Annotated in this window: 16 protein-coding genes, 1 tRNA gene and 4 pseudogenes; 15 read left to right on the top strand and 6 right to left on the bottom strand. The window is 67.3% G+C overall.

Annotation, left to right across the window (positions count from 1 at the left end; genetic code table 11):
- Positions 1–13 precede the first annotated feature (13 nt).
- Together IAG43_RS15380 and IAG43_RS15375 are read right to left on the bottom strand one after the other, a co-directional pair.
- On the bottom strand, positions 14–1,468 hold the full coding sequence (locus tag IAG43_RS15380) for an aminopeptidase P family protein (protein WP_187741290.1): 1,455 nt from the start codon (positions 1,466–1,468) through the stop codon (positions 14–16).
- 135 nt (positions 1,469–1,603) lie between these two features.
- Positions 1,604–3,145 carry a PP2C family protein-serine/threonine phosphatase gene (locus IAG43_RS15375; RefSeq protein ID WP_187741289.1) on the bottom strand — a complete coding sequence of 514 codons (1,542 nt, stop codon included), beginning with the start codon at positions 3,143–3,145 and terminating at the stop codon, positions 1,604–1,606.
- A gap of 499 nt (positions 3,146–3,644) precedes the next feature.
- On the opposite strand from IAG43_RS15375, the gene IAG43_RS15370 reads away from it, so the two are divergent.
- Both IAG43_RS15370 and IAG43_RS34500 read left to right on the top strand, forming a co-directional pair.
- Positions 3,645–4,370: a bifunctional DNA primase/polymerase gene (locus IAG43_RS15370; RefSeq protein WP_187741288.1), complete on the top strand. Its 726-nt coding sequence runs from the start codon at positions 3,645–3,647 to the stop codon at positions 4,368–4,370.
- A gap of 604 nt (positions 4,371–4,974) precedes the next feature.
- On the top strand, positions 4,975–5,262 hold the full coding sequence (locus IAG43_RS34500; protein WP_246574362.1) for a hypothetical protein: 288 nt from the start codon (positions 4,975–4,977) through the stop codon (positions 5,260–5,262).
- Positions 5,263–5,456: 194 nt separating this feature from the next.
- Here IAG43_RS34500 and IAG43_RS15360 read toward each other — a convergent pair whose 3' ends face one another.
- The 3 genes from IAG43_RS15360 to IAG43_RS15350 all read right to left on the bottom strand — a co-directional run bounded on the left by IAG43_RS15360 (position 5,457) and on the right by IAG43_RS15350 (position 8,286).
- The gene (locus IAG43_RS15360) at positions 5,457–6,458 is read right to left on the bottom strand and encodes a DUF5926 family protein (protein ID WP_187741286.1); all 1,002 of its coding nucleotides are present in this window, start codon (positions 6,456–6,458) and stop codon (positions 5,457–5,459) included.
- A gap of 359 nt (positions 6,459–6,817) precedes the next feature.
- Positions 6,818–7,399, bottom strand: a complete 582-nt coding sequence (locus IAG43_RS15355) for an ATP-binding protein (protein ID WP_187741285.1) — start codon at positions 7,397–7,399, stop codon at positions 6,818–6,820.
- Positions 7,400–7,476: 77 nt separating this feature from the next.
- Entirely contained in the window at positions 7,477–8,286 is an 810-nt protein-coding gene (locus IAG43_RS15350; RefSeq protein ID WP_187741284.1) for a glycerophosphodiester phosphodiesterase, read from the bottom strand.
- Positions 8,287–8,536: 250 nt separating this feature from the next.
- Between IAG43_RS15350 and IAG43_RS15345 the strand changes: the two genes are divergently transcribed.
- Together IAG43_RS15345 and IAG43_RS15340 are read left to right on the top strand one after the other, a co-directional pair.
- Positions 8,537–10,051, top strand: coding sequence for a S1C family serine protease (locus IAG43_RS15345; protein WP_187741283.1), 1,515 nt, complete (start codon positions 8,537–8,539; stop codon positions 10,049–10,051).
- A gap of 179 nt (positions 10,052–10,230) precedes the next feature.
- Positions 10,231–10,317, top strand: a tRNA-Ser gene (locus IAG43_RS15340).
- A 163-nt stretch (positions 10,318–10,480) separates the two neighbouring features.
- On the opposite strand, the gene IAG43_RS15335 is transcribed toward IAG43_RS15340, so the two are convergent.
- Positions 10,481–11,236, bottom strand: a complete 756-nt coding sequence (locus IAG43_RS15335; protein WP_187741282.1) for a GntR family transcriptional regulator — start codon at positions 11,234–11,236, stop codon at positions 10,481–10,483.
- Between the two features lie 77 nt (positions 11,237–11,313).
- On the opposite strand from IAG43_RS15335, the pseudogene IAG43_RS34495 reads away from it, so the two are divergent.
- The 11 genes and pseudogenes from IAG43_RS34495 to IAG43_RS15295 all read left to right on the top strand — a co-directional run bounded on the left by IAG43_RS34495 (position 11,314) and on the right by IAG43_RS15295 (position 20,227).
- Positions 11,314–11,585: pseudogene (locus tag IAG43_RS34495) on the top strand (hypothetical protein).
- A 12-nt stretch (positions 11,586–11,597) separates the two neighbouring features.
- A complete protein-coding gene (locus tag IAG43_RS35195) occupies positions 11,598–11,912 on the top strand; it encodes a hypothetical protein (RefSeq protein WP_246574361.1) in 315 nt (104 codons plus the stop codon).
- A gap of 199 nt (positions 11,913–12,111) precedes the next feature.
- Positions 12,112–12,336 carry a hypothetical protein gene (locus tag IAG43_RS15330; protein WP_187741281.1) on the top strand — a complete coding sequence of 75 codons (225 nt, stop codon included), beginning with the start codon at positions 12,112–12,114 and terminating at the stop codon, positions 12,334–12,336.
- Positions 12,333–13,083: pseudogene (locus IAG43_RS15325) on the top strand (GntR family transcriptional regulator). The gene IAG43_RS15330 and the pseudogene IAG43_RS15325 overlap by 4 nt, the downstream one beginning before the upstream one ends.
- Positions 13,080–13,387 (top strand): annotated as a pseudogene (locus tag IAG43_RS15320) (hypothetical protein). The pseudogenes IAG43_RS15325 and IAG43_RS15320 overlap by 4 nt, the downstream one beginning before the upstream one ends.
- 792 nt (positions 13,388–14,179) lie before the next feature.
- Positions 14,180–15,349 (top strand): hypothetical protein, encoded by a 1,170-nt coding sequence (locus IAG43_RS15315; protein ID WP_187741280.1) that lies wholly within the window; start codon positions 14,180–14,182, stop codon positions 15,347–15,349.
- Entirely contained in the window at positions 15,337–17,088 is a 1,752-nt protein-coding gene (locus IAG43_RS15310) for an Hsp70 family protein (RefSeq protein ID WP_187741279.1), read from the top strand. Before IAG43_RS15315 ends, IAG43_RS15310 begins: the two co-directional genes overlap by 13 nt.
- Before the next feature lie 31 nt (positions 17,089–17,119).
- Positions 17,120–17,749: a hypothetical protein gene (locus IAG43_RS15305; protein WP_187741278.1), complete on the top strand. Its 630-nt coding sequence runs from the start codon at positions 17,120–17,122 to the stop codon at positions 17,747–17,749.
- A gap of 298 nt (positions 17,750–18,047) precedes the next feature.
- Positions 18,048–18,836 (top strand): annotated as a pseudogene (locus IAG43_RS15300) (FtsK/SpoIIIE domain-containing protein); the annotation flags it as partial.
- Between the two features lie 36 nt (positions 18,837–18,872).
- The gene (locus IAG43_RS34485) at positions 18,873–19,103 is read left to right on the top strand and encodes an excisionase family DNA-binding protein (protein WP_246574744.1); all 231 of its coding nucleotides are present in this window, start codon (positions 18,873–18,875) and stop codon (positions 19,101–19,103) included.
- Positions 19,103–20,227, top strand: a complete 1,125-nt coding sequence (locus IAG43_RS15295) for a tyrosine-type recombinase/integrase (protein ID WP_187741276.1) — start codon at positions 19,103–19,105, stop codon at positions 20,225–20,227. The genes IAG43_RS34485 and IAG43_RS15295 overlap by 1 nt, the downstream gene beginning before the upstream one ends.
- The last annotated feature ends 1,464 nt before the right edge of the window (positions 20,228–21,691 follow it).

Raw genomic sequence — 21,691 nt, 5'->3', positions numbered from 1 at the left:
GCGGGCAGGCGGGTCAGCCCTTCAGCGCGGCCATCCACGCCTCGACCTCGTCCGCCCGGCGCGGCAGCGAGTCGCTGAGGTTCCGGTTGCCGTCCTCGGTGACGAGGATGTCGTCCTCGATGCGGACGCCGATGCCGCGGTACTCCTCGGGCACCGTGAGGTCGTCGGCCTGGAAGTAGAGACCGGGCTCGACGGTCAGGCACATACCGGGCTCCAGCGTCCCGTCGACGTACGCCTCGGTGCGGGCGGCGGCGCAGTCGTGGACGTCCATGCCGAGCATGTGGCCGGTGCCGTGGAGCGTCCAGCGACGCTGGAGGCCCAGTTCGAGGACCCGCTCCACCGGGCCCTCGACGAGGCCCCACTCGACCAGCCGCTCGGCGAGCACCCGCTGCGCGGCGTCGTGGAAGTCGCGGTACTTGCCACCCGGCTTCACCGCGGCGATGCCGGCCTCCTGGGCGTCGTACACCGCGTCGTAGACCTTGCGCTGGATCTCGGTGTAGCGGCCGCTGATCGGCAGGGTGCGGGTGACGTCGGCGGTGTAGAGGGTGGTGGTCTCCACGCCGGCGTCGAGCAGCAGCAGGTCGCCGGAGCGGACCGGGCCGTCGTTGCGCACCCAGTGGAGGGTGGTGGCGTGCGGGCCGGCGGCGCAGATGGAGCCGTAGCCGACGTCGTTGCCCTCGACGCGGGCGCGCAGGAAGAACGTGCCCTCGATGTAGCGCTCGCTGGTGGCCTGGGCCTTGTCGAGGACCTTGACGACGTCCTCGAAACCGCGGGCGGTCGAGTCGCACGCCTTCTGGAGCTCGCCGATCTCGAACTCGTCCTTCACGGCGCGCGCCTCGGAGAGGTACACCCGCAGCTCTTCGTCGCGCTCCGCGGTGACCTTGTCGGTCAGGGCCGTCTCGACGCCGGCGTCGTGGCCGCGCACCACGCGGACCGGGCCGGCCGCCTCGCGCAGCGTGTCGGCGAGCTCGCGCACGTCGCGGGCGGGGACGCCGAGGATCTGCTCGGCCTCGGCCAGCGAGTGGCGGCGGCCGACCCACAGCTCGCCCTGGCCCGAGAGCCAGAACTCGCCGTTCTCGCGGTTCGAGCGCGGCAGCAGGTGGACGGTGGCCTCGTGGCCGCCGGCCTTCGGCTCCAGGACGAGCACGCCGTCCTCGGTCTGGTCGCCGGTCAGGTACGCGTACTCGGTGGAGGCGCGGAAGCTGTAGTCGGTGTCGTTGGAGCGGGTCTTCAGGTTGCCCGCGGGGATCACCAGGCGCTCGCCGGGAAAGCGCGCCGACAGCGCGGCACGGCGGGCCGCCGTGTGCGCGGCCTGCGGGAGCGGTTCGAGACCGTGCAGCTCGGTGTCGGCCCACCCCGTGGTCATGTTCTCGGCCAGCTCGTCGGACACGCCCGGGTACAGGCCGTTCTTGCGCTGCTTGATCGGCTGCTCCTCTTCCGGGGTCTCCGGGGTGAGCTCCTCCGCCACGTCTGCCTCCTGGGCCTTTCGGCCGCTCGATACGTATCGGGACCCTCCCGTGTGCGTGTCTGCTCACAGGAGGGGTGACTCCATCGTATGTGCGAGCGGAAGACGGCCCCGGGCGGACGGGGAGATTGTGAGGAATCAGTCAAAGCGGGCGGCGAGCAGGACCACGTCCTCGGCTCCGTCCGTCCGGTCCAGGCCGTCGGGCAGCATCGTGCGCAGCACATGGCCGGCGACGGCCGACGGGTCGCTGCGCGCGGACCGCGGCACTCCCGCGGCTGCCGAGTGCAGCTTCGCGAACGCCCGGTCCATGGCCTCCCCGGTGCGCCGCAGGAGCCCGTCGGTGTAGAGCAGCACCGTTTCTCCCGGTTCGACGGTCAGCTCCGCGCTCGGCGCCTCCCAGCAGGAGAGCATGCCCAGCGGGGCCGACAGCGACGTCTCGGCGAACTCGGTCCGCCGCTCGCCGATCACCAGCGGCGGAGTGTGCCCCGCCCCCGCGAGCACGATCCTGCGCGCGGCCGGCTCGGCGTACGCGAAGAGCGCGGTCGCCGTGCGGGCGGGCTCGGTCAGCCGCAGCAGCAGCTCCAGGTCGGACAGGACCGCGACCGGGTCCTCTCCCTCCATCACCGCGTAGGCGCGCAGGGACGCGCGGAAGCGGCCCATCGCGGCGAGCGCGCTCGGACCCGATCCGCTCACCGAGCCGACGGCGAGGCCCAGCGCGCCCTCCGGCAGCGGCAGCGCGTCGTAGAAGTCGCCGCCGCCCCGCTCGCCGGTGCGGTGGCGGACGGCGAGGCCGACGCCGGGGACGCGGGGCAGCCGCGGGGGGAGCAGTTCGCCGGCGACGGTCGCCACGGTGGCGCGGGCGTGCTCCAGTTCCAGCAGCCGCGCCAGGTGCTCGGTGGCGTAGCGCATGTAGAGGCCGACGAGGTGGGTCTGCCGTTCGACCGGTTCGGCCGGTTCGTCGTACATCCAGACCGCGGCGCCGAGCGTGCCGGAACCGTCGCGGGCCAGCGGGCAGGTGTAGGTGGCGGCGAAGCCGAGGCGGACGGCGACCTCGCGGTGGAGCGGGTGGAGGTCGCCGGCGAGGAGGTCGGGGCGGGCGACGGGCGCGGGAGCGGGGCTGCCGGGGTGGCGGTCGCGCAGCATCGCGCCGAGGTCGGTGACGTCGCGGGGGACGGTCTCGATGTGGCCGAGGTCGGCGCGGGCGAGGCCGAGGCCCCTGGCGCGCGGAGCGGGCGCGGTTCCCGGGGCGCCGGCGTGCACGCTGTCGTGCGCCGGATCGCGCGGGGGTTCCAGCACCACCATGCCGCGCCGTGCGCCGACGAGTGCCGCTCCTGCGTCCAGGAGTTCGTCGAGTGCGGCGTCGAGCGTGCCGGTCGCGGCCAGGCGCTCGGTGAGTTCGTGGAGCGTGGTGAGGTCGGACACCCAGCCGGCGAGCCGGTCCTGGATGACCGCGCCCGGCGGGGGAGACACGTCCGGCATCGGGTGCGCGGCGGCGGAAGTGTGCGCGGGGGCCGGAAATGTGGGATCGATTCCGGCCACTTTCGGCAGTTGCGGGGCGCTCATGGCAGCCGGCCTTCCGGCCGACGCGTTTCGCTCAATAGCATCGCAAACCCCCATGTCCATCTGCGCCGCTACCCATGCATCCACATCTACACGCAGACGTGAGGTGATGTCCAGCATTGTCCCGGTGGGATGAGTGGTGTCAGAAGGTCGTTAACTTGGCTGAAAAAAGCACCCGATGAGAGAGGCCTGCGGTCGGATGAGGGCGTTCGGCAGGGGGACCCAGGGGTTCGCGCCCCGGGGACAGCGTCATTGCAAGCGTGCTGGGTACGTGTACGTAGACGGTGATGGTCAGGGGCAGTTGATGTGCCCCGGAACCTGGCGGCGGGTCCGGGCGTCCTACGCTCGAAGGCCGCGCCCCCCATCCTCGAAGTGGCGGGGAAAGTTTCGCGGGACGGCAAGCGCCAGGCCCGCGCCACCCCGCGCCACGCGTTTAATGGACCACAGCCGACGTTCGGCCCCCGGGCGGCGAATTCCGTCGCCGGCACCGTGGGGGACGCCCGTGCCACTGGCAGGGGCGGTGTGACGCGCCGACCCGTACGCATTTTTACGCACAGTGAACTCGTCTGCACGTGTTGTGATGTGGACCCCGGCGTTCAACGGAAAGGAACGAGCGCTCATGCGCGAGATCCTCGGAAGGCGACGCAGGCTTCGGTACCGGCGGAAGGGCCCTGGCCAGCTGGACACCGCGCTCACCGCGGCCGTCGCATGGGGCTGGCCCGTACTGCCCGGTGTCGGGCGCAGGACGGGAGGCAACTCCCCGTCCGGGCCCGGCGGGAACGACGGGCGGGACTGCGCCTGCCCGGACCCGGAGTGCGTCGTTCCCGGCGCACACCCCTTCGACCCGGGCCTGCTCGCGGCCACCACCGACGAGCGGATGATCCGCTGGTGGTGGGCGAACCGCCCCGGCGCGCCGGTTGTGCTGGCCACCGGCGGCCGCGCGCCCTGCGCCGTGAGCCTGCCCGCGGTGGCCGCCGCCCGCGCACTCGCGGTGCTGGACGAGCGGGGCATGCGGCTCGGTCCCGTCGTCGCGACCCCCACCCGGTGGTCGTTGCTGGTCGCCCCGTACGGCCTCGAACAGCTCGGCGAACTGCTCTTCGTGAAGGACAGCGTGCCCAGTTCGCTGCGCTTCCACGGCGAAGGCGGCTATCTCGTGCTGCCCCCGTCGGACACCGGCGGCGGGCAGGTGCGCTGGGAGCGGGCCCCGCTGGCCGGTTCCGCGACACCCTGGCTGCCGGACGTGGAGGCGGTCGTCGACGCCCTGGTCGAGGCGAGCGCGGCGTCCGCGCCGCGCGGCGGACTGCACCCCCCGGAGCCCGGCGAGGGCAGCCGGCTGACCTACTGACGGCGTCCGCCCCGCGCGTACGGCACGGCCGCTCACCGGCTCCATCGTCCTGCGCGGCCTGGAGCGTCCGCCCCGCGCGTACGGCACGGCCCCGCCGGGCGGCCCGGTCACTCGTACGGGTGGGAGGCGGGGCGCGTGCCGGGGAAACGGGCGCGCTGACCGCCGGCGGCCGCGGGGCGGCGGCTATGTTCGGGCAACCACCGTGCCCTTCACCGCAGTCGGCAGGTCGCCCATGAAACTCCGTGTGCTCGGGCCGGCGGCCGTCACGGCCGCCGCCGTGCTGCTCCCGCTCGCCGCTTTCGCGGGGGCGGCGGACGCCCCCCGCACCCCCGGAGGCCGGACCGCGGCCGCCGTGCCGTCCACCGACGCTGTGCCGCCCGCCGGGGGCGCCGCGCGGTCCGGCGCGGAAGGCGCGGCCCGATCCGTCGCCGGACGGCCCGCCGCGGGTCTCCCGGGCGAGGGGCCGGACGCGGCGCGGGCGCACGGACGGGCCGGGGCGGCCGCGGATGGTACAGGAGGCGGCGCTCCCTTCCCAGCACGCCCGATCGAGCGATGTGGGCCGGAACTCGCCTCCCCCGCCGGTGTGGAGGCGCAGACCTGCGTCATGGCCGAAGCCGGCGAAACCTGGGCGCGTACCTATTACCGCAATCCCACTTCCGTGGAATTGACCGCCGTACTGTCTCTGATGGCCCCCGGCGGACGTGCCTGGCAGGCAAACTGCTTGCCTCATGAGGGCGATGAGCCGGGCCTGTGCGAAACACCGCGGGCGCTTTCCCTGGGCGAACCGTCCGCCTACGCGGCCGTTGCCGAGTTCGCCGCCGACGGGGACGGGGGGCACGGACCGCTGCTGCTCCGGGCCGGCAGCAACTCCGTTGCCGCTGAGGGGCGTTGAGGTGGAGGGCGGGGCCGGGAAATGGAAGCGCCCGATCGCTGGCGACGGGGGATGCACCAGCGACCGGGCTTCTAGAACGGTAACAAGAGATCTGCGGTTCGCAAATTCGATCTCTGTTATTCGGACAGGGATTTACCGGCCGGTAGAGCGAGTTGTGACTGGAGTCACCCGATACCGAGCGGCATTCGTCACTCTCAGCTGAGGGTGACTTGGCGGTTGGTGAGCCCGCCCCGCGCCCGCCGCTCCTCCGGGCTCAGCGGGGAGTCGTCGGCGAGTGCGCCGGCGAGCCGCTCGGCGAACTCGGCGGCGGGCTTCTCGCACTCCTCGGCGCCCATGCCCGTGGGCAGGTCCCACACCGGGACCATCAGGCCGTGCGCACGGAACGAGCCGACGAGACGGGTCCCCTCGCCGAGCGAGGACGAGCCCGCGGCGTGCAGCCGGGCCAGGGCGTCGAGCAGGCGCTCCTCGGCGTGCGGCATGACCCAGCGCAGGTGGTTCTTCTCCGGCGTCTCGCACCAGTAGGCGGCGTCGACGCCCGTGAGCCTGACGGTCGGGATGGCGGCCGCGTTGGCGCGCTCCAGGGAGGCGGCGACCTCCGGCGACGCCTGCTCCTCGGCGTCCGGCACCCAGAACTCGAAGCCCGGGTGGACGACCGGCTCGAAGGGCGCGTCGGCGTCGAGCAGGTCCTGGAGCCGCACGGGCTCGCCGTCCGCGGCGTCCGTGCCGCCCGGCGTCACCGGGGTGCCCGGCTCGGCGGCGAGCGCCCTGCGCAGGGTGGTGGCCAGGTCGCGGCTGAGGTCGCCGGAGGGGGTGTCGTTCTGGAGGCCCAGCAGGACGGACCCGTCGTCGCGGCGCAGCGCGGGCCACGCCATCGGCAGCACGGTCGCCAGCGTCACCGACGGAACGCCCTCGGGGAGCCCGCCCTTCAGCGTCAGGCCGACCGTCGCCGCGGGGACCAGCTCGCGCAGGGCGACCCAGTCGGACTCGCCCGTGAGCCCCTCGAACGGGCGCTGGACCAGCTCGGTCACGGCGTGTGCGGCGGCACGGCCGTGACACGCCTTGTAGCGGCGGCCCGAGCCGCAGGGGCAGGGCTCGCGGGCACCCACCACCGGCACGGGCTCGTTCGCGCCTGCGGCGCCTGCCCCGGTCCTGGTCTGAGGCTTCGTCGCCTTCGTCTGGGGGCGCTTCTTGGCCATGGTGAGGCTTTCTCCCGATCGCGGCGGTGCTGTGTCGGGCGCGAGCCTAGCCGTACGGCGCGGCCCGCGTGGAGCAACGGCCCCCGCACTCGCGGAACCGGGTGACATCCGGCGGTGCCGCGGACCGCGCACGGGGAGCCGCGGCACGGGGAGCCGCGGCACGGAGGGGGAGGCGGACCGGGAGCCGCGGACCGGGGCCGCCGGGTCGTGGTGCGGGTCGCGGGCGCGGAGCCGTCCCCGCCGTTCGCCGCGCGGTGCCGGGCCGCGGTCGTCCTCCGTCGGGCCGCGGGTCGTCGGGCTGTCCGCCTTCGGGAGCCGGGGCGGCCGCCGTCGGCCGGCGGGCCGTCGGGCGCCGCGGGTCAGTCCAGTTCGCCGAAGGCGTCGCCGAAGTCGAAGGACGGGCCGCCGACCCTGGTCGCGAAGTCCTCCCGCCGGTGCCCCTCGGAGACGAGCGCCCAGACGGTGACCTCGCCGGCCACCTCGTCGCGCACGCCCCAGTCCTGGGCGAGGGCGGAGATGATGTTCAGCCCGCGGCCGCCGCGTGCGGTCACCGACGGCGTGGCCGGAACCGGACGGGTCGGCCCGCCGCCGTCCGTCACCTCGACCGTCAGCCGCCCGGAGCCGTCGACCCGCCAGGCCGCCCGGACATCCCCCTCGCCCACATCGGACAGACCCAGCGGCCTGCCGTGGCGGTACGCGTTGCTCAGCAGCTCCGAGAGGATCAGAACCGCGTCGTCGACCACCGCCTCGGACACACCGCCGTCCCTCAGCTGCGCACGCATCCTGTGCCGTGCCTCACCCACGCCCGCAGGGCCATGGGGTACGGCCATGCTCGACGCGGGCACTTCCTGTGCCACCACAAACGCCACCCCCGAGACCTCCTTCGCCCCACGCCACGGTGTGAATGCCCTTCTGGACTGGACCGGAAACCGGCCAACCATGCGGCAGTGACGCACTCGACACACGTGACTACTCAGCGAGTGCGCCGGGGCACGCCCTGTGACACAGGGTGACGGAGTTACCGGCGTCCCAGCTGGGACAGGACCTGGCCGGGGCGGTTGGTGATGATCGCCTCGACGCCCAGCCGCATGCACAGCTCGACGTCCGCCGGCTCGTCGACGGTCCACACATGCACCTGGTGGCCCGCCTCGTGCAGCCGGGCCACGATGCCGGGATGGCTGCGTACGATCCGGATCCCGGGGCCGGCCGCCCGCACGCCGGCGGGGAGCCTGCCCTCCCGCACCCGCGGGGTCGCGAACTGCGTCAGGTACACGGTCGGGATCCGCGGGGCGGCCTCCGCGACCCGGTGCAGCGAACGCGCCGAGAAGCTCATGATGCGCACCGGCGACTCCTCGGGGGAGGCCGGAGCAGCCAGCCCGAAGCGGCCCAGCAGGGCCAGCAGCCTCTCCTCCACCTGTCCGGCCCACCGGGTGGGGTGCTTGGTCTCGACGGCGAGCTCCACCCGGCGGCCGGCGTCGGCGACCAGCTCCAGCAGGCGCTCCAGGGTGAGGACCGAGGTGAGCGACGGGTCCTTCCAGTCCGGGCTCTCGGCCGCGTCCTTCCACGACCCGAAGTCGAGTGCCGCGAGGTCCGCGAGCTCCAGCGCGGAGACCGCCCCTCTGCCGTTGGACGTACGGTTGACCCGGCGGTCGTGGACACAGACCAGATGGCCGTCCGCGGTGAGCCTGACGTCGCACTCCAGCGCGTCGGCCCCGTCCTCGATGGCCTTGCGGTAGGCGGCCAGGGTGTGTTCGGGGGCGTCCTCCGACGATCCTCGGTGGGCCACGACCTGAATGCGGTGCGCTGGTGCTGGGGTCACCCGCGTCATGGTGTCACCGTGACGGGGCAGACGGGGGAGAGGGCGGCGGAGCACGGTGTCCGGGCCGTCCGGGGGCTCAGAAGATGCGCCCCATTTGTCGTAAGTAAAGGATTGCCGGAATACACACAGGTCCTGCTTACAGTGGCCTGACGTGCGGTGGGAAAAGCTGACCGCGGACACTCGCGCAGCGAACGCCCGGAGTCACGCCGACCCGTCCCCGTACCCGAAGTGGACCTGTGGAACCTGAGGAGACAGAGCTGTGAGCACCGAGAACGAGGGCAACGCGGTTCCTGCCGCCCCGTCCGTACCGCCTCGGCCGGACACCGCTCCCGAGAGCCCGGCCCCCGTGCCGCCCGCGGGTTCCCCCGACAGCGCCGCCGCGCACACCCCCTCCCCGGGGCCCGGCGCCGCGGACCCCGCTCACGGGAGCACCCCGCCCGCCGGTCCGGCAGGAGCCCAGGACCCCTATGCCGGGCACCCGGCCGCCCCGCAGAACCCCGGCGCCTCCTGGCCGCCGCCCCCGCCCGCCCTCCCCTCCTACGCGGGCGGCGCGACGCACGGCGGCGGCACGCACGGCGGCGGCCCCGTCTGGGGCGACCACGGCACCCCGCCCGCACCCGCGGGCGGAGGACCGCGGCGCCGCTCCGGCGGGCTGGTCGCCGCGGTCCTCGTGGCGGCGCTCGTCGCCGGCGGTGTCGGCGGCGGCATCGGCTACTGGGCCGCGGAACGCAACGACGGCACCGGCTCGACGACGGTCTCCGCGGCCGCGCCGCAGGACCTCAAGCGGGAGCCGGGCACCGTGGCGGCGGTCGCCGGCAAGGCGCTGCCGGGCGTCGTGACCATCGAGGCCAAGTCGGGAGCCGGCGGACTCGACGGCAGCGGGGAGGGCGGTGAAGGAGGCACCGGCACCGGCTTCGTCTACGACCGCGAGGGCCACATCCTCACCAACAACCACGTGGTGGAGTCGGCCGCCGAGGGCGGCACCCTGTCGGCGACCTTCTCCGACGGCAAGACCTACGACGCCGAGGTCGTTGGCCGCGCGCAGGGCTACGACGTCGCCGTCCTCAAGCTCAAGGACGCCCCCGGCGGGCTCGCGCCGCTGCCGCTCGGCGACTCGGAGAAGGTCGCGGTCGGCGACTCCACGATCGCGATCGGCGCGCCGTTCGGCCTCTCCAACACCGTCACCACGGGGATCATCAGCGCCAAGAACCGCCCGGTGGCCTCCGGTGACGGCTCCAGCGGCAAGAACTCTTACATGAGCGCGCTGCAGACGGACGCCTCCATCAACCCCGGCAACTCCGGTGGCCCGCTGCTCGACTCGGGCGGCGCGGTGATCGGCATCAACTCCGCCATCCAGTCCGCGGGAAGCGGCATGGGGCAGTCCCAGGCGGGCTCCATCGGCCTGGGCTTCGCCATCCCGATCAACCAGGCGAAGACCGTCGCCGAACAGCTGATCAAGACCGGCACCCCGGTCTACCCCGTCATCGGCGCCACGGTCGACATGTCGGGCCAGGGCGGCGGCGCGAAGATCGCCTCCGAGGGCACCGGCGGCACCGAGGCGGTCCCGCCGGACAGCCCGGCGGGCCGGGCAGGCCTGAAGTCCGGAGACGTGATCACGGGCTTCGACGGCAAGGAGATCGACAGCGGTCCGACCCTCATCAGCGAGATCTGGACCCACAAGCCCGGCGACAAGGTGAAGCTGACCTACGAGCGCGACGGCAAGGAGCAGACGGCGGAGCTGACACTCGGCGAACGCAAGGGCGACAGCAACTGACGTCTCCCCGGCCCCCGCACCTCCCCGAGGACCGGCGACCGCGTGCCCGCACGCGGTCGCCGGTCCTTCGCCGAAGCCGCCGGTGCACCGCCCGGACCACCCGGCCCGGGCCACGGCCCACGCCCCGCGCCGCGGCCCGGTAGGCTGTAGCCGCTCCGCAGCAGGTGAGTCGGGGCACGGGTGGGTTGCCCGAGCGGCCTAAGGGAACGGTCTTGAAAACCGTCGTGGCAGCGATGTCACCGTGGGTTCAAATCCCACACCCACCGCAGGCGAGAGGCCCCCGACCAGTACGTATGGTCGGGGGCCTTTGCCATGCCCGCTCCCTGCCGGTCACCGCTGTTCCCCCTGGTTTCCCGCTCTGTCGGGCACGGAAGGGGCACGCGGGGGGCACGGCTGGGCCATGGCTTCGGAGCTGCCGGGGACAGCTCGTCAGCGGTTGATCGGGATCTCGTAGACGATCTCGCAGTGCGCTGCAGGCACCACGATGTCCGCTGTCTCCACGGGACGACCGTCGTCGCTGTAGTACGTCCGCCGGATGTGCGTCACGAGCGCGGCTTTCTGGATGCCGAGTAGCGATGCTTCCTCGGCGGTCGCGTGCCTCGGTTCGGGCTGCTCCACCGCGTGGCTGATGGTGACTCCGATCTCGGCCATGCGGTTCACGACCCCGGCCCCCGCGTGGGGCCCTCCCTCGGGAAGAACGACGAGGGTTCCGCCAGTGACGGCGTACGGCTCCCAACTCGTCGACACCTGAACCGGCTTTCCGTCCGCAAGGAACTCGTACGTCGTCCGCACGCACGGCTCGCCTTCGGCGATCCCGAGCCGCGTCGCGATCTCCGCCGGGGCCGGCACCTTCGCGTCGGTCCGGCTTTCCCAGTCGCTCTGTAGGCGAAGGGCCTTCATGTCCTGGCGGAACGGGGACCCGTTGGGCTGCTCACGTGCCGACGACCGGACGACTCTCACGCGCTCCCGGGGCTCGGCGACATAGGTCCCCGATCCGGCCCGGCCTTCCAGCACGCCTTGGGAGATCAGCAACTCCTGTGCCCTGCGTACCACGTTCTCGCCCACGCCGCACTCCTGGCCGATCTGGGCGCGGGATGGGAGACGGTCACCCGGTTCCCAGACGTGCTCCGCGATGCGCTGCCGGAGTTCGTCGGCGATGCGGAGGTACGGCGGTTGCTCAGACATATGGAAATCTAGTCCACTAGCTCTAATCTAGTTAACTAGCGTCACCAAAAGTGATCGCTGGCAACGGAGGGTGCACTGTGTCCGCTTCGGGAGTGACCGCGGCGGCTATCGCCGAACGCTTGTCCGCCGCTGGCCTCCACCCGCGCGTGGAGGAGGACACCCGGTTCACGACGGTCGAGGCAGAGGTACCGGCTCCTGCGATGCATGGAGGGAGGTCCTGGACGCGGTGGCCGATGCCGATCGATTCGGGCTCGTGGCCACCAGCTTGAACGGCCGCACCTTATGGGCGGTCGTACGTAAAACGGTCCCCACGACAGGCGACGTCGGGGGACCGGGCTATCAGCGATAGGAGCTGAACAGCATGCTCAACCGTATCCGCCGAGCCATCTCGCGCACCAGAGCGCGATGCTTCCCCAACGGCCGGCACCGCCGCCCCTTAACGCCCTCCCGGCCGCTGGCCCCTCTCACCTGGCCCGCGCCCGCTGACCCCTCGACCGTCGCCCCGGGACGGACTCCGGTCGGCACGGTCCACCGATACCCGCTGAGGGGAGAGGACGTCGCGCTTGTCCGGCCGTACCTGCTGGCGTGGGAAGAGCAGCGTGCACGGACGCGCTCAGTGCTCGTCGCCCCGCACCTGCCGGCCGATGCCTGGTCGGCCCTCGCGGGAGCCCACTGATGCCTCCTCGCCGACAACCGCACCCGACGGGGACAGCTTCCGTCCCCTACCGCTCGATCGCCTGCTGGATCGGGACGCATCACTCCTGCATCGAGCCGTCCCCACCTGCGAGAACGGATGACGTACCGGTGATCTACGAGGTGTGCATCTGCCCGTGCCATCCGACCCCGGACCCGTCCGTGCCCGAGAAGGTGATGGCGTGAGGGCCCCGGCCCCCGGCGGTGCACTGGTTTACCCCGTCGAAGTCACTGCGACCACCCTGCAACGGGGCGACATCATCCAACTCGGCGGTCAGGCCTGCCGAGTGAGCGACCTCTTCCAGCTCCCCCAGGGGGCCAAGCAACTGGTGTTCGAGTCGGGCGAACTGCTGGCCATACACGCCCGCACCCGGCTCACCGCTCTGCGACTGCTGAGAAGGCGGTGACCCGCTCCGTGCACCGACGCCATCACGACATCGCAGACGACCTACGCCACCAGATCACAACGGGCAGCATCAAGCCTGGCGAACGCCTCCCGTCCGAAGCCGGCCTGGCCGCCCGGTACAGGGTCAGGGGTCAGCACGGTGACCTTGCGACGTGCTCTCGCCGTGCTCCAGGGCGAAGGACTCGTCGAGAAGATCCACGGCAAGGGCAACTACGTCCGTCACCCGCGTCGCAAGATCATGTACGTCGGCGGCTGGGGCACGCTGGACCCCTGGACCGCCGCTGAGCCAACGTTGCACATCACGGTTCGCAGCACTACGGTTCCGGCCTCCGTGCATCTGACGACGTTGCTGAAGGTGCCCACGGGCAGTCCTCTCGCGGAGTACACCTGCCTCAGCCTCGAACACGGGTCACCGCACGGGCTGGCCCGCATCTACATCCCGCGCGACCTGGCCCCGGCCGGAGTCCTCGACGACGACCCCGCGTGCCGGGAGGCAGCCACGAGATTCGCCGTCCTCGGCCCGTCGCCGGCCACCATCCGAGAGACGGTCTGCGCCCGATCTCCCACCCCAGACGAAGCGTCGGCACTCCGGCTCGGAAGCAGCATGGCCGTTCTCTCGATCACGCGCATCGCAACCGACGCCACCGGTCGCGTCGTTGAAGCCGCGCTGCTGGCCTTCCCGGGAGACCGAGTCGACGCCGTCTTCACCGCCCACCACGTGCTCAACGAGAGGCCAACCCAAGGATGACAACACCGATCGAGCTTCGGCTCCTCCCGTGGTCGGGATCCGGGGACAAGCCCCGCTACCTGAGCACTGACGATCCGGACGGCTACATGTCCCGCCTTGCGGACAGCATCGAAGCGATCCAACTCGGGACGGCAGGCGAACTGTTGGAGGAGGCCACAGAAGCTCTCGATGGCAGGGGCACGTCGCTCGACGAGATGCGGTGCCTGATCACAGAGCTGACCGGGCTCTGCGAGACGTCGTCCGCATCGCAACGAGCCGCGGTCGCCTCCTGGCAACGAGCGATCCGTGTGAGTCCGCCTATTGATCCGCAGCCCGCCGACCTGCACGGCAAGAGAGGCCCATGGCTCTGACCAGATCAGGTGCTGTGGGCCTCTGGCTTTGCCGGCTGACTTCCGTCAACCCTGGACGGCCTGGAAGACTGCTTCGTCCCGAAGCAACTTGGGCTGGTGTGCCATCTTGGGCCCGAGACCCTTCACCTGCGCTGATAGTCCGCAGATATCCGTGCATGTCCGCCTTTGTTCGTGCGCGTTGTCACGCACTTAGACACACACCTGGTGCGACTCCCGGTGCGTGGGATCAACACACATCAGCTCAGTTCTCCGGATGCAGGCATACACACGTCCAGTGTGGCAGATCATCGCCGGATCCCAGCCCATAGCGGGGTGGAGGTGGTCACCCACGACGGGTGCCGACTGTCGGCGTTGGTCGATCTCGGACGGCCAGGGACGGCCCAGGCCCGCTTGGAAGAGTCGTTAGCGAGACGACGGGCAAACCTCGCCTGAACGCTGCTCTTTCCTTACTCAAGGTTTCACCGACCGAGGTTCGACACACATGTGGCAGGCACTCGGGGCCGGCGATCCCTCATAGAAGACCGTTGCCGTTCGACCTTGACCCTCAGCCCGCCAGCGTCGGACAGATCTTTGGGCACCCTCGACTGAATCGCAATAATTCCTATAAAACACCCAAAAGGTGCAATACGCTAGAAGGCTGGAAGTGTCGTCGTTCGCCTCAACGTATCTGCGTCGCACTGTACGCTAGGTCGGAACTAATGAGAGTGGGGGGCTCATCCTTGGTATCTGCGGGTCTATTCACTGGCTTGTCCAGTCTGAGTGGCAATCTGCTGACGCTTTACAAGATCAAGCAGGACGGCAGCTTTCGCGACCAACAAGAGTTGCTTCACCAACTGCGCGAACTCGAGGCTGGCAACGCGCAGCAAAGGACACTGCAGAATGAATCCCAGGCGGCTCGGGATAGAGTCCATGAGGCCGCCATTGACCACTCCTACGAGATTGAGCGCGACTGGCGCCAGGCCCGTATAGGAATCGAAGTCAAAGCGATCCAAGACAAGATGGATCGCGACCTGACGGAAGCTCCTTTCTCCTATACGAGTAATGATTTCTACGCCCTTGTGCACGACGCCACAAGAGGTGGGGAAGTACCTGCGCTTCTGGTAGCGCCGTTCGTTCGCGACAACTTGAGTGGACAAGAGAATGCTGACGGGCCGCATTCCTTTCGTGTCGCCATAAGAAGGAAGTGGCTTCAGTCTCCCTGGTCAAGCGATCTCGTTTCATTGGACGGGGCCCTTAAGCGGCCACTAATAAGTACAGATGTGGACATTCTCCACATTCAGAGAGCGTTGCGAGATCTTCCTGTAATCCTCGTCTACGGGGAGGTTCAGTCCAGTAGTAGAGTTTGGCCTGCTCTTTGCGCCTGGAATATAGTCGACTCGCCGGAGTTGCGTTCCGTGCAAGTTAACTTTCCGCCGGTCCCACTTCCCGGAGTGAATCAACAAAACCCTCCCGATTCAGACAGTATCCTTGCTTTTGAAGATGAACTGGGCGGTTCCACCGCAATCACGGCTGGTCTTATCGCTGAATGGTTCCATCTGGTCAAGTACGGAAGAATCCCAAGGCTGCATACCCTGATTCCTGTAGCTTTGAATTCTGAGCGACGAGTTATTGCTGCCGGGCTTGCAGCATCATTCGAAGTGGCATTGGAACGGGGCCGAGTCGACATTGTCTCCGCGCGCGTCGGACAAGCCAGTGTTTACCTTGATGTGGGACTTCGAGCCCAGGCGATTTCTGCGGCTTCTCAGGCTCTAGCTGCGACGGAATCTGGTACAGCGCACGCTGCCACCCAGTCAATTCGACGACTGGCTGAAGTCTTGGACACGCTCGGACTCCCCGACGAGGCCAACCGCGCCCGGTTGGCTCTGGAGGCTGCCGCACGCAGGGCTATTCTTCGAAATTTCGGGTGGGGGAGCTGATGAAGAAGCAAAGGATTATCGCGGCGATCGACTTCGGCACTCACGGTACAGGTTTCGCCTGGACCACTATTGACGAGCGTCATAAAGATCCCAAGCGGCGACAGGTCTGGTTTCGGACCCGGTGGCCGAATCACCCAACTCCCTATCCGAAAAACCTCAGTGCACTTCTGTTGTCTCCTGACGGCGAATTAGTGGCGTGGGGTTATGAGGCTCGGCGCAGATGGGCTGCACTATCCGCGCGAGGGGAATCGGGCGACTATGAATTTCATCTCGGCTTCAAGATGTCTCTGTCGACAGATGAGAAGCCCGAGAGTGAAGAAATTTCAGGCGGACGTCTAGGACACGAGAAGTCTAAAAAGCTAGTCACCATCTTCCTCCAGAAAATGCACTCCACGGCCATGGAGGAAATCTCAAAGAGTGGCTACTCGAGCGATGAAGTGCGCTGGTGCCTAACAGTTCCCGCGATTTGGGATGAATACCAGAAGCAGTTGATGCGGGAGGCCGCCGTAGCTGCCGGATTTCCTGATAATGAAAAGCGCCTTCAACTAGTTATTGAGCCGGAAGCTGCCGCTTACCACGCCAGGGTGTCCGGGGTTCGAACAATTAATACCAGCGGTCGTCGCCCCTCTTTGATGACACGCGGATCTCGATTTCTCGTCGCCGACTGTGGCGGCGGAACTGTCGATATAACCGCCTATAAAACCGACGCACGGAACCGACTGGAAGAGATAGGGCGCGAATGCGGGGGGAAGTTCGGGTCTGAGTATGTAAATCAGGCATTTCTTGAGCGCATCTTGGCGAAGCGACTGGGATCGTACGATGTTGTCGATCAAATTGGAGCCCACTCCCCAGCTTCAGTGATTGACCTGCTGGACTCCTGGGAGAAGGCCAAAGTCAGCATCACGAAGCTAGACGATGACGACATCTACCTTCCGATTCCAGCGGCCCTTGATCGGCTTCTTGATGGGACTGCTCGGGAGTCACTGAGTAAGAGCCAGGACGGGATCGTTGACTTTCTGGTCGTCACGGCAGAGGAAGCCAGGGGTATATTCGAGACCGTAGTCCCCGGAATCTTGTCGCTTGTAGATAAGCAGCTGGAAGAAATGCGTGTTCAGCGAAGGAATGCCCCAGGCAAAGAGCTAGTGATTCTTGTTGGGGGTTTCGGTAATTCACCCTACTTGCAAGAACGGCTGCAGGAGCACCTGGAGGGGAGGGCCGATGTATTGGTGCCCCCCAATCCCGAGGTTGCTGTTCTCCTTGGCGCCGTGCACTACACCTACGATCCGCAGACTAAGTCACGACGCACTAAGTACACGTATGGATGCCAAGCAGCCAGTACTTTCCGTGATGGCATTGACCCTGCGGGCTACCTGATCACTCTCCCTGATGGCGAGCGGCGTTGCGATAACCGATTTTCGCGATACGTGCAGGTTGGGCAGAGTGTTCCGGTGGACGAGTTGGTGACGCATACCTTCCATCCGCTTTATGAAGACCAGAAGGAAGTTGCCTTCAAAATTTACAGCTCTACATCGAATAATCCAACTTACGTGACGGATACGGGCTGCAACTTGATCGGCAACCTTACGGTCGACCTCTCGGACGCTATGCACCTTCCTCGCAGCGAGCGAGCGGTCAGGTTGTCGTTTGTCTTTGGCGAGGTCCAGATCAAGGTCATGGCGGTTGTCGCGAAAACAGGTAAGCTTGTTACTGCCCATCTTGATTTCACGCCGGTGACTTGATTATCCGCATTCTTCTAGGAGAGAAGAGCCTATGCGCGATTCGGCTTCGGCTAACGTGAGCCATGATGCGATCTTGGAAATGATTTTGCATCGACTGACCGACCTCGATTCGCGGGTGAGCGATTTGAGTGAGAAGGTTCACGACCTTCTTGCTCAGCTGGCCTACACCAGAGACGATCTAACTGGGGCCGCCGATGAAGTGCATCGCGTACTCGCTGATGAGATCGGCACGTTCGTTGGGCAGAAACTGCTGGCTCTCTCATATACGGCAGTTCAGCACACACATCGAAACGGGTGCAAAAAGAAGCGTCTTGCTCAGATTATGGGGAAAATGTGCTCGGCTTATCTGGCCCCTGCAGGGGTGGAGCTGGGTCGCGCTCGCAGAATATTGCGAGCCCGAAAGGGCGATGAGGTATGGCAGACTGCAGGTCAAGCGGCTTTGCAAGTCAAAAAAATTCTCGACACAGCGAGAAGTCGCGGAATTGAGTTCGTATGGGACTACGAGTTCACCGCTGGGATGCCCATCGATGCCACCAGGCAACAGGCTTGGTCAAACTGCGATCCTGATTCCGATGTGAGTTTCGTTGTTGTGCCTGGTTACATTGCTGGGGGTGAGTGCTATCGCTTGCAGGAGGTGTTCACCGAAGGCGCGGCGAGCTGAACAGCAAGGCCGGCGGAGCGGCTTTGGGCTGGAGCTGCGTTGGGGCGAGTGATCATGGCCCCGTAAGCTGATGGCGAGTCGGGCAGCCTGTGGACCTGCCCGTAAAGCACGACGTTGGGGCCATGATTTTAGAGGCTCGCCCCAAAGTGGCTGCCTAAAGCCGTGGAGCCGGCCGCCCCAGCCACAGAGAGTGTCTCCCCACTTCATGCCAGCTGCCGCCGAGCGGCATCGCGTTTCGCGCGGTCGCGGTCACCTCGCTCGCCGACGTCGCCACCGCAGGGTCGACGGCAGCCTGATCATGACCGCCTTCACGGTCGCTCTGGTGCTGGTCGTCGCCGCTGCGGGTCTCCTGCGGTGGCGGCGGCCCGCCTGGTACTGGCTGGCCTTCGGGGTCACCCTGGCCGCGCTGCGGGTCTTGGTCCGATACCGCTCGGTCATGGAGGCGTGCGGGTTGACCGTTCCGCCGGCGCGGTGGCGGTTATCTCTGGCTCGGGCCACCAACCAGCCGATACCTGAGCCCCGCCCACCGCGTATCCGACGACTGTGGCCGACTCGCACCGGCCTGGTCCTCCGACTCAAGCTCTGTCCCGGGCAAGACGTCTTTGACATCGCTGCGGCCTCGGACCGGCTTCGGCACTCGTTCTCGATGTTCGGCGTGACCGCGCGTGAGGTGCGGTCCGGTGTCGTCGAGGTGCGGATGACCGGATACGACGTGCTCAAGCGGGTGCAGATGCCTGCTGAGACGGAGACCCGGGCGATGCGGGTACCGGTCGCCCTTCGGGAAGACGGGTCGGTGCACTACCGCGACCACCACGCGGTACCTCACGCCCTAACCCTCGGCGCCACGGAGTCCGGCAAGTCCGTCTACCAACGCAACTTGGTCGCCGGCCTTGCTCCTCTGGACGTCGCCCTCGTCGGCATCGACTGCAAGCAGGGGGTCGAACTCTTCCCGCTGGCGCGCCGATTCTCAGCGCTGGCCGACAGCCCGGACACCGCTGCCGAAATCCTCGATGCACTCGTGGCGCGGATGGCGGACGTCTACCGCCTCATCCGTACCCAGCAGCGCATCAACGTCGAAGACCGCCCGCGACGCGCTGAAGGAACGCACTGCCAGCGAGGGGGAGTGGTGACCGTGGCGGATCGATTGCTCACCGTGAATCAGGTCGTCGAACGTCTCGGCACCGGTCTCCGCTTCCCCCGCTGGCTCATCGAGGAACGCCGCATCACGTTCGTCAAGGTCGGCCGACACGTCCGCATCCCGGAGAGTGCCGTGGAGGAGTACGTCAGCGCTCACACGGTGGCGCCGATCGTCCTGCGGCCCGCCGCGGCGTACTCGTACCGGAGGGCCGCCTGATGGCCGCCAAGCGTAAGTCCCGACGCACCTTCGGGCGGATCTGGAAGCTGCCGTCCGGCCGGTTCCAGGCTCGGTATCCGGGGCCTGACGGCGTGCTGCGAGCCGCTGATCAGACGTTCGCGACAACGACGGACGCCGACCGCTGGCTGGCACGAAAGCGCATCGAGATGGAGGAGGGCCGCTGGCTCGACCCCGCTGAGGGGAAGACCACCGTCCGCGATTGGTCGGCACGATGGCTCACCGCGGTCTCCCCGCAGCTCAAGCACAAGACACAGGCGTCGTACCGATCCCTGATCAACTCGCTGATCGTGCCGGCGCTCGGTGACCGTGAGCTTTCCAGCCTCCGGCCTATCACCATCGTCGAATGGGTCGGTGCGATGAGGACCCGTGGTCTCAGCGCCTCGCGGGTCAGGCAGGCCTACCGGGTGCTCTCGCAGATCATGCGGGCGGCCGTCAGCAACGAGATGATCGGGCAGACCCCGTGCAGGGGCGTGAAGCTCCCTCGCATGCCGCAGACCGAGCCGCACATCCTCACTCCGCTGGAAGCCTCACGGATTGTGCGGAGCGCGACGAAACCGCATGACCTGCTGATCTCCTTGCTCGCCTACGCGGGTCTGCGGGTCGGTGAGGCGTTCGCGCTCCGGCGAGCGGACATCGATGTGTCCGGCGGCCTGGTCCTCGTCAATGAGAACCTGGCCGAAGCGAACGGCACTCTCGTCTTCGACACTCCCAAGTCCCATCAGAAGCGGGTCCTGCGGATCGGGCCGTCACTCGCGGCGCGGATCGGCCGGCACCTGGGGACGCTGCCCAACGGAGAGGACGCTCTCCTCTTCGTCACGCCTGGCGGCAAGCCCCTGCGCTACAACCAGTGGCGCAAGGCGTACTTCGATCCCGCCGTGGCGGCGGCCGGGCTCACTGACGTCACGCCGCACGATCTCCGCGCCTCGCACGGGACGTGGGTCGCCGACCAGTACGGCGTGATGACGGCTGCACACCGGCTGGGCCACTCGAACGCGAGCGTTACGACCCGGCACTACGCACGGCCCGTCGCCGTTCGTGACGAACAGGTCGCCGAAGCGGCGGACTCCTGGCTTGGCGGGCACGATCACGAGCGAGTGGAATGAAGTAGACGCGACGACGAAGGCGACGGGCCTGCTGGCGCTATCGCACGTCGTTGACCTGTCACAAGTTACGGGTGTCAAGCTGCTGAGCTTGAACGCTCGAACATGGAAGTACGGCTCCTGACCAGGACAGCGGTCAGGAGCCGCTTTGCTGATGACCCATCAGGTGAATCAAGTGGATCCGCCCTGAAGAAATAAAGGCTCTATCGATCCAGAAACACTGTTCCGCGTGATGTTGCGATCAAAAATAGGCACAGTCCGAAAATTTTTGACATCTGGGTTCGTGGAGGCGAGGGATCGCGGTATTAATATGTGGATGGAGTTGCAGGGAGTTAGGGGTTCGTGGTGAGTGGCGACGATGTTTTCCAAAGCCTGAAGCTAGAACGGGCGACTATTCTTGAAGAGGCTCATTCGAAGGTGCTTCTTCTGCACGCTGAAGCAAATGAAAAATTGCATAAGATCGCTCGGCGAGCAGCGAAGCTGGCGAGAGAGAGCGGAAAGATTCCGTGCTTGGTTCGTTGGACACCTGGTCCAGACTTGACTATCTATCACTCCGCTGATTCCCCGTGTGGTCGCGTTCGAGAACGTCATAATTTCCGGAGAATGACGGAGACGGCAGCAAAAGATGCCTCGCAATACGCGTGGCTTGAGCGTTGCAGTGCCTGTTCATGGTCCGCGGCTGCTGTGATTCACGGAAAGAGGATGCTGGAATGGAAGTAGTTATCGATAATCATGGTAGTGGAGGTTAGGGTGAGCGAGTCACGACCCAAACTTCCTGCAGCATTAGAGCGTGATCTGCGACTTGAGGTGGGAGGGGTGTGCCCTTTCGCTGCCTGCCGGATGCCTGCGCAAGAGAACTGTCACATTTGGGATCGGTCCAAAGGTGGCCCTGATGTCTTCGGTAATCTTCTCCGGGCATGCGCTGCACACCATCACGAGCATACGGCCGGAAGAATTCCAAGTCATGATCTGCGCGTAATCAAGGCCCGCCTCGCTTGGGTTAATGAAAGATATACTCAAACGGAGTGTCTTTGGTTGCAAGTTTTTTCCCGGCGCGAGGGTATGTACTTTAAGCATCCAGCGTCCCGGCGGGCTTGCCTCAGATTTTTGCAAGCGGATGGGTATATGGAAATTTGCGAGCCGTCGAAACTGGAAATCGATAGCTGCCCAGTAGATGTATGGCGTTTGACGATAATCGGAAAATGGTTCACGAGGGCCTGGGTAGAGTCTGGGGCTTACCCTCTCTCCATCTCGCCTTGATAGTTCTTGATGCTTGCGATTGCTCCGTTGGTTTCTCAAGTTGAGCTCACTACCTACTGGTGGGGCACGTGGGGGGCACGGCAAGCACGGCTATGGCGGTGGTCGTTCGGTTTCACACGGCTGACCAGCGCGGGAGCGATGATCCAGTCCGACCCGTGAAAGGTCTTGAAAACCGTCGTGGCGCGAGTCACCGTGGGTTCAAATCCC

The sequence above is a fragment of the Streptomyces genisteinicus genome (genome assembly GCF_014489615.1).
GTDB classification, from domain to species: Bacteria; Actinomycetota; Actinomycetes; order Streptomycetales; family Streptomycetaceae; genus Streptomyces; species Streptomyces genisteinicus.
Note: the sequence above shows the minus strand (reverse complement) of the source record. Positions and strands in the feature narration are given on the sequence as shown.

Coding starts and splice junctions, on each gene's coding strand:
- IAG43_RS15355 (WP_187741285.1), bottom strand. CDS start 7,399: ATGGTTGGCCGGTTTCCGGTCCAGTCCAGAAGGGCATTCACACCGTGG.
- IAG43_RS15350 (WP_187741284.1), bottom strand. CDS start 8,286: ATGACGCGGGTGACCCCAGCACCAGCGCACCGCATTCAGGTCGTGGCC.
- IAG43_RS15305 (WP_187741278.1), top strand. CDS start 17,120: ATGCGCGATTCGGCTTCGGCTAACGTGAGCCATGATGCGATCTTGGAA.
- IAG43_RS15375 (WP_187741289.1), bottom strand. CDS start 3,145: ATGCTGGACATCACCTCACGTCTGCGTGTAGATGTGGATGCATGGGTA.
- IAG43_RS15335 (WP_187741282.1), bottom strand. CDS start 11,236: ATGTCTGAGCAACCGCCGTACCTCCGCATCGCCGACGAACTCCGGCAG.
- IAG43_RS34500 (WP_246574362.1), top strand. CDS start 4,975: ATGGCCGAAGCCGGCGAAACCTGGGCGCGTACCTATTACCGCAATCCC.
- IAG43_RS35195 (WP_246574361.1), top strand. CDS start 11,598: ATGCTCAACCGTATCCGCCGAGCCATCTCGCGCACCAGAGCGCGATGC.
- IAG43_RS15295 (WP_187741276.1), top strand. CDS start 19,103: ATGGCCGCCAAGCGTAAGTCCCGACGCACCTTCGGGCGGATCTGGAAG.
- IAG43_RS15370 (WP_187741288.1), top strand. CDS start 3,645: ATGCGCGAGATCCTCGGAAGGCGACGCAGGCTTCGGTACCGGCGGAAG.
- IAG43_RS15360 (WP_187741286.1), bottom strand. CDS start 6,458: ATGGCCAAGAAGCGCCCCCAGACGAAGGCGACGAAGCCTCAGACCAGG.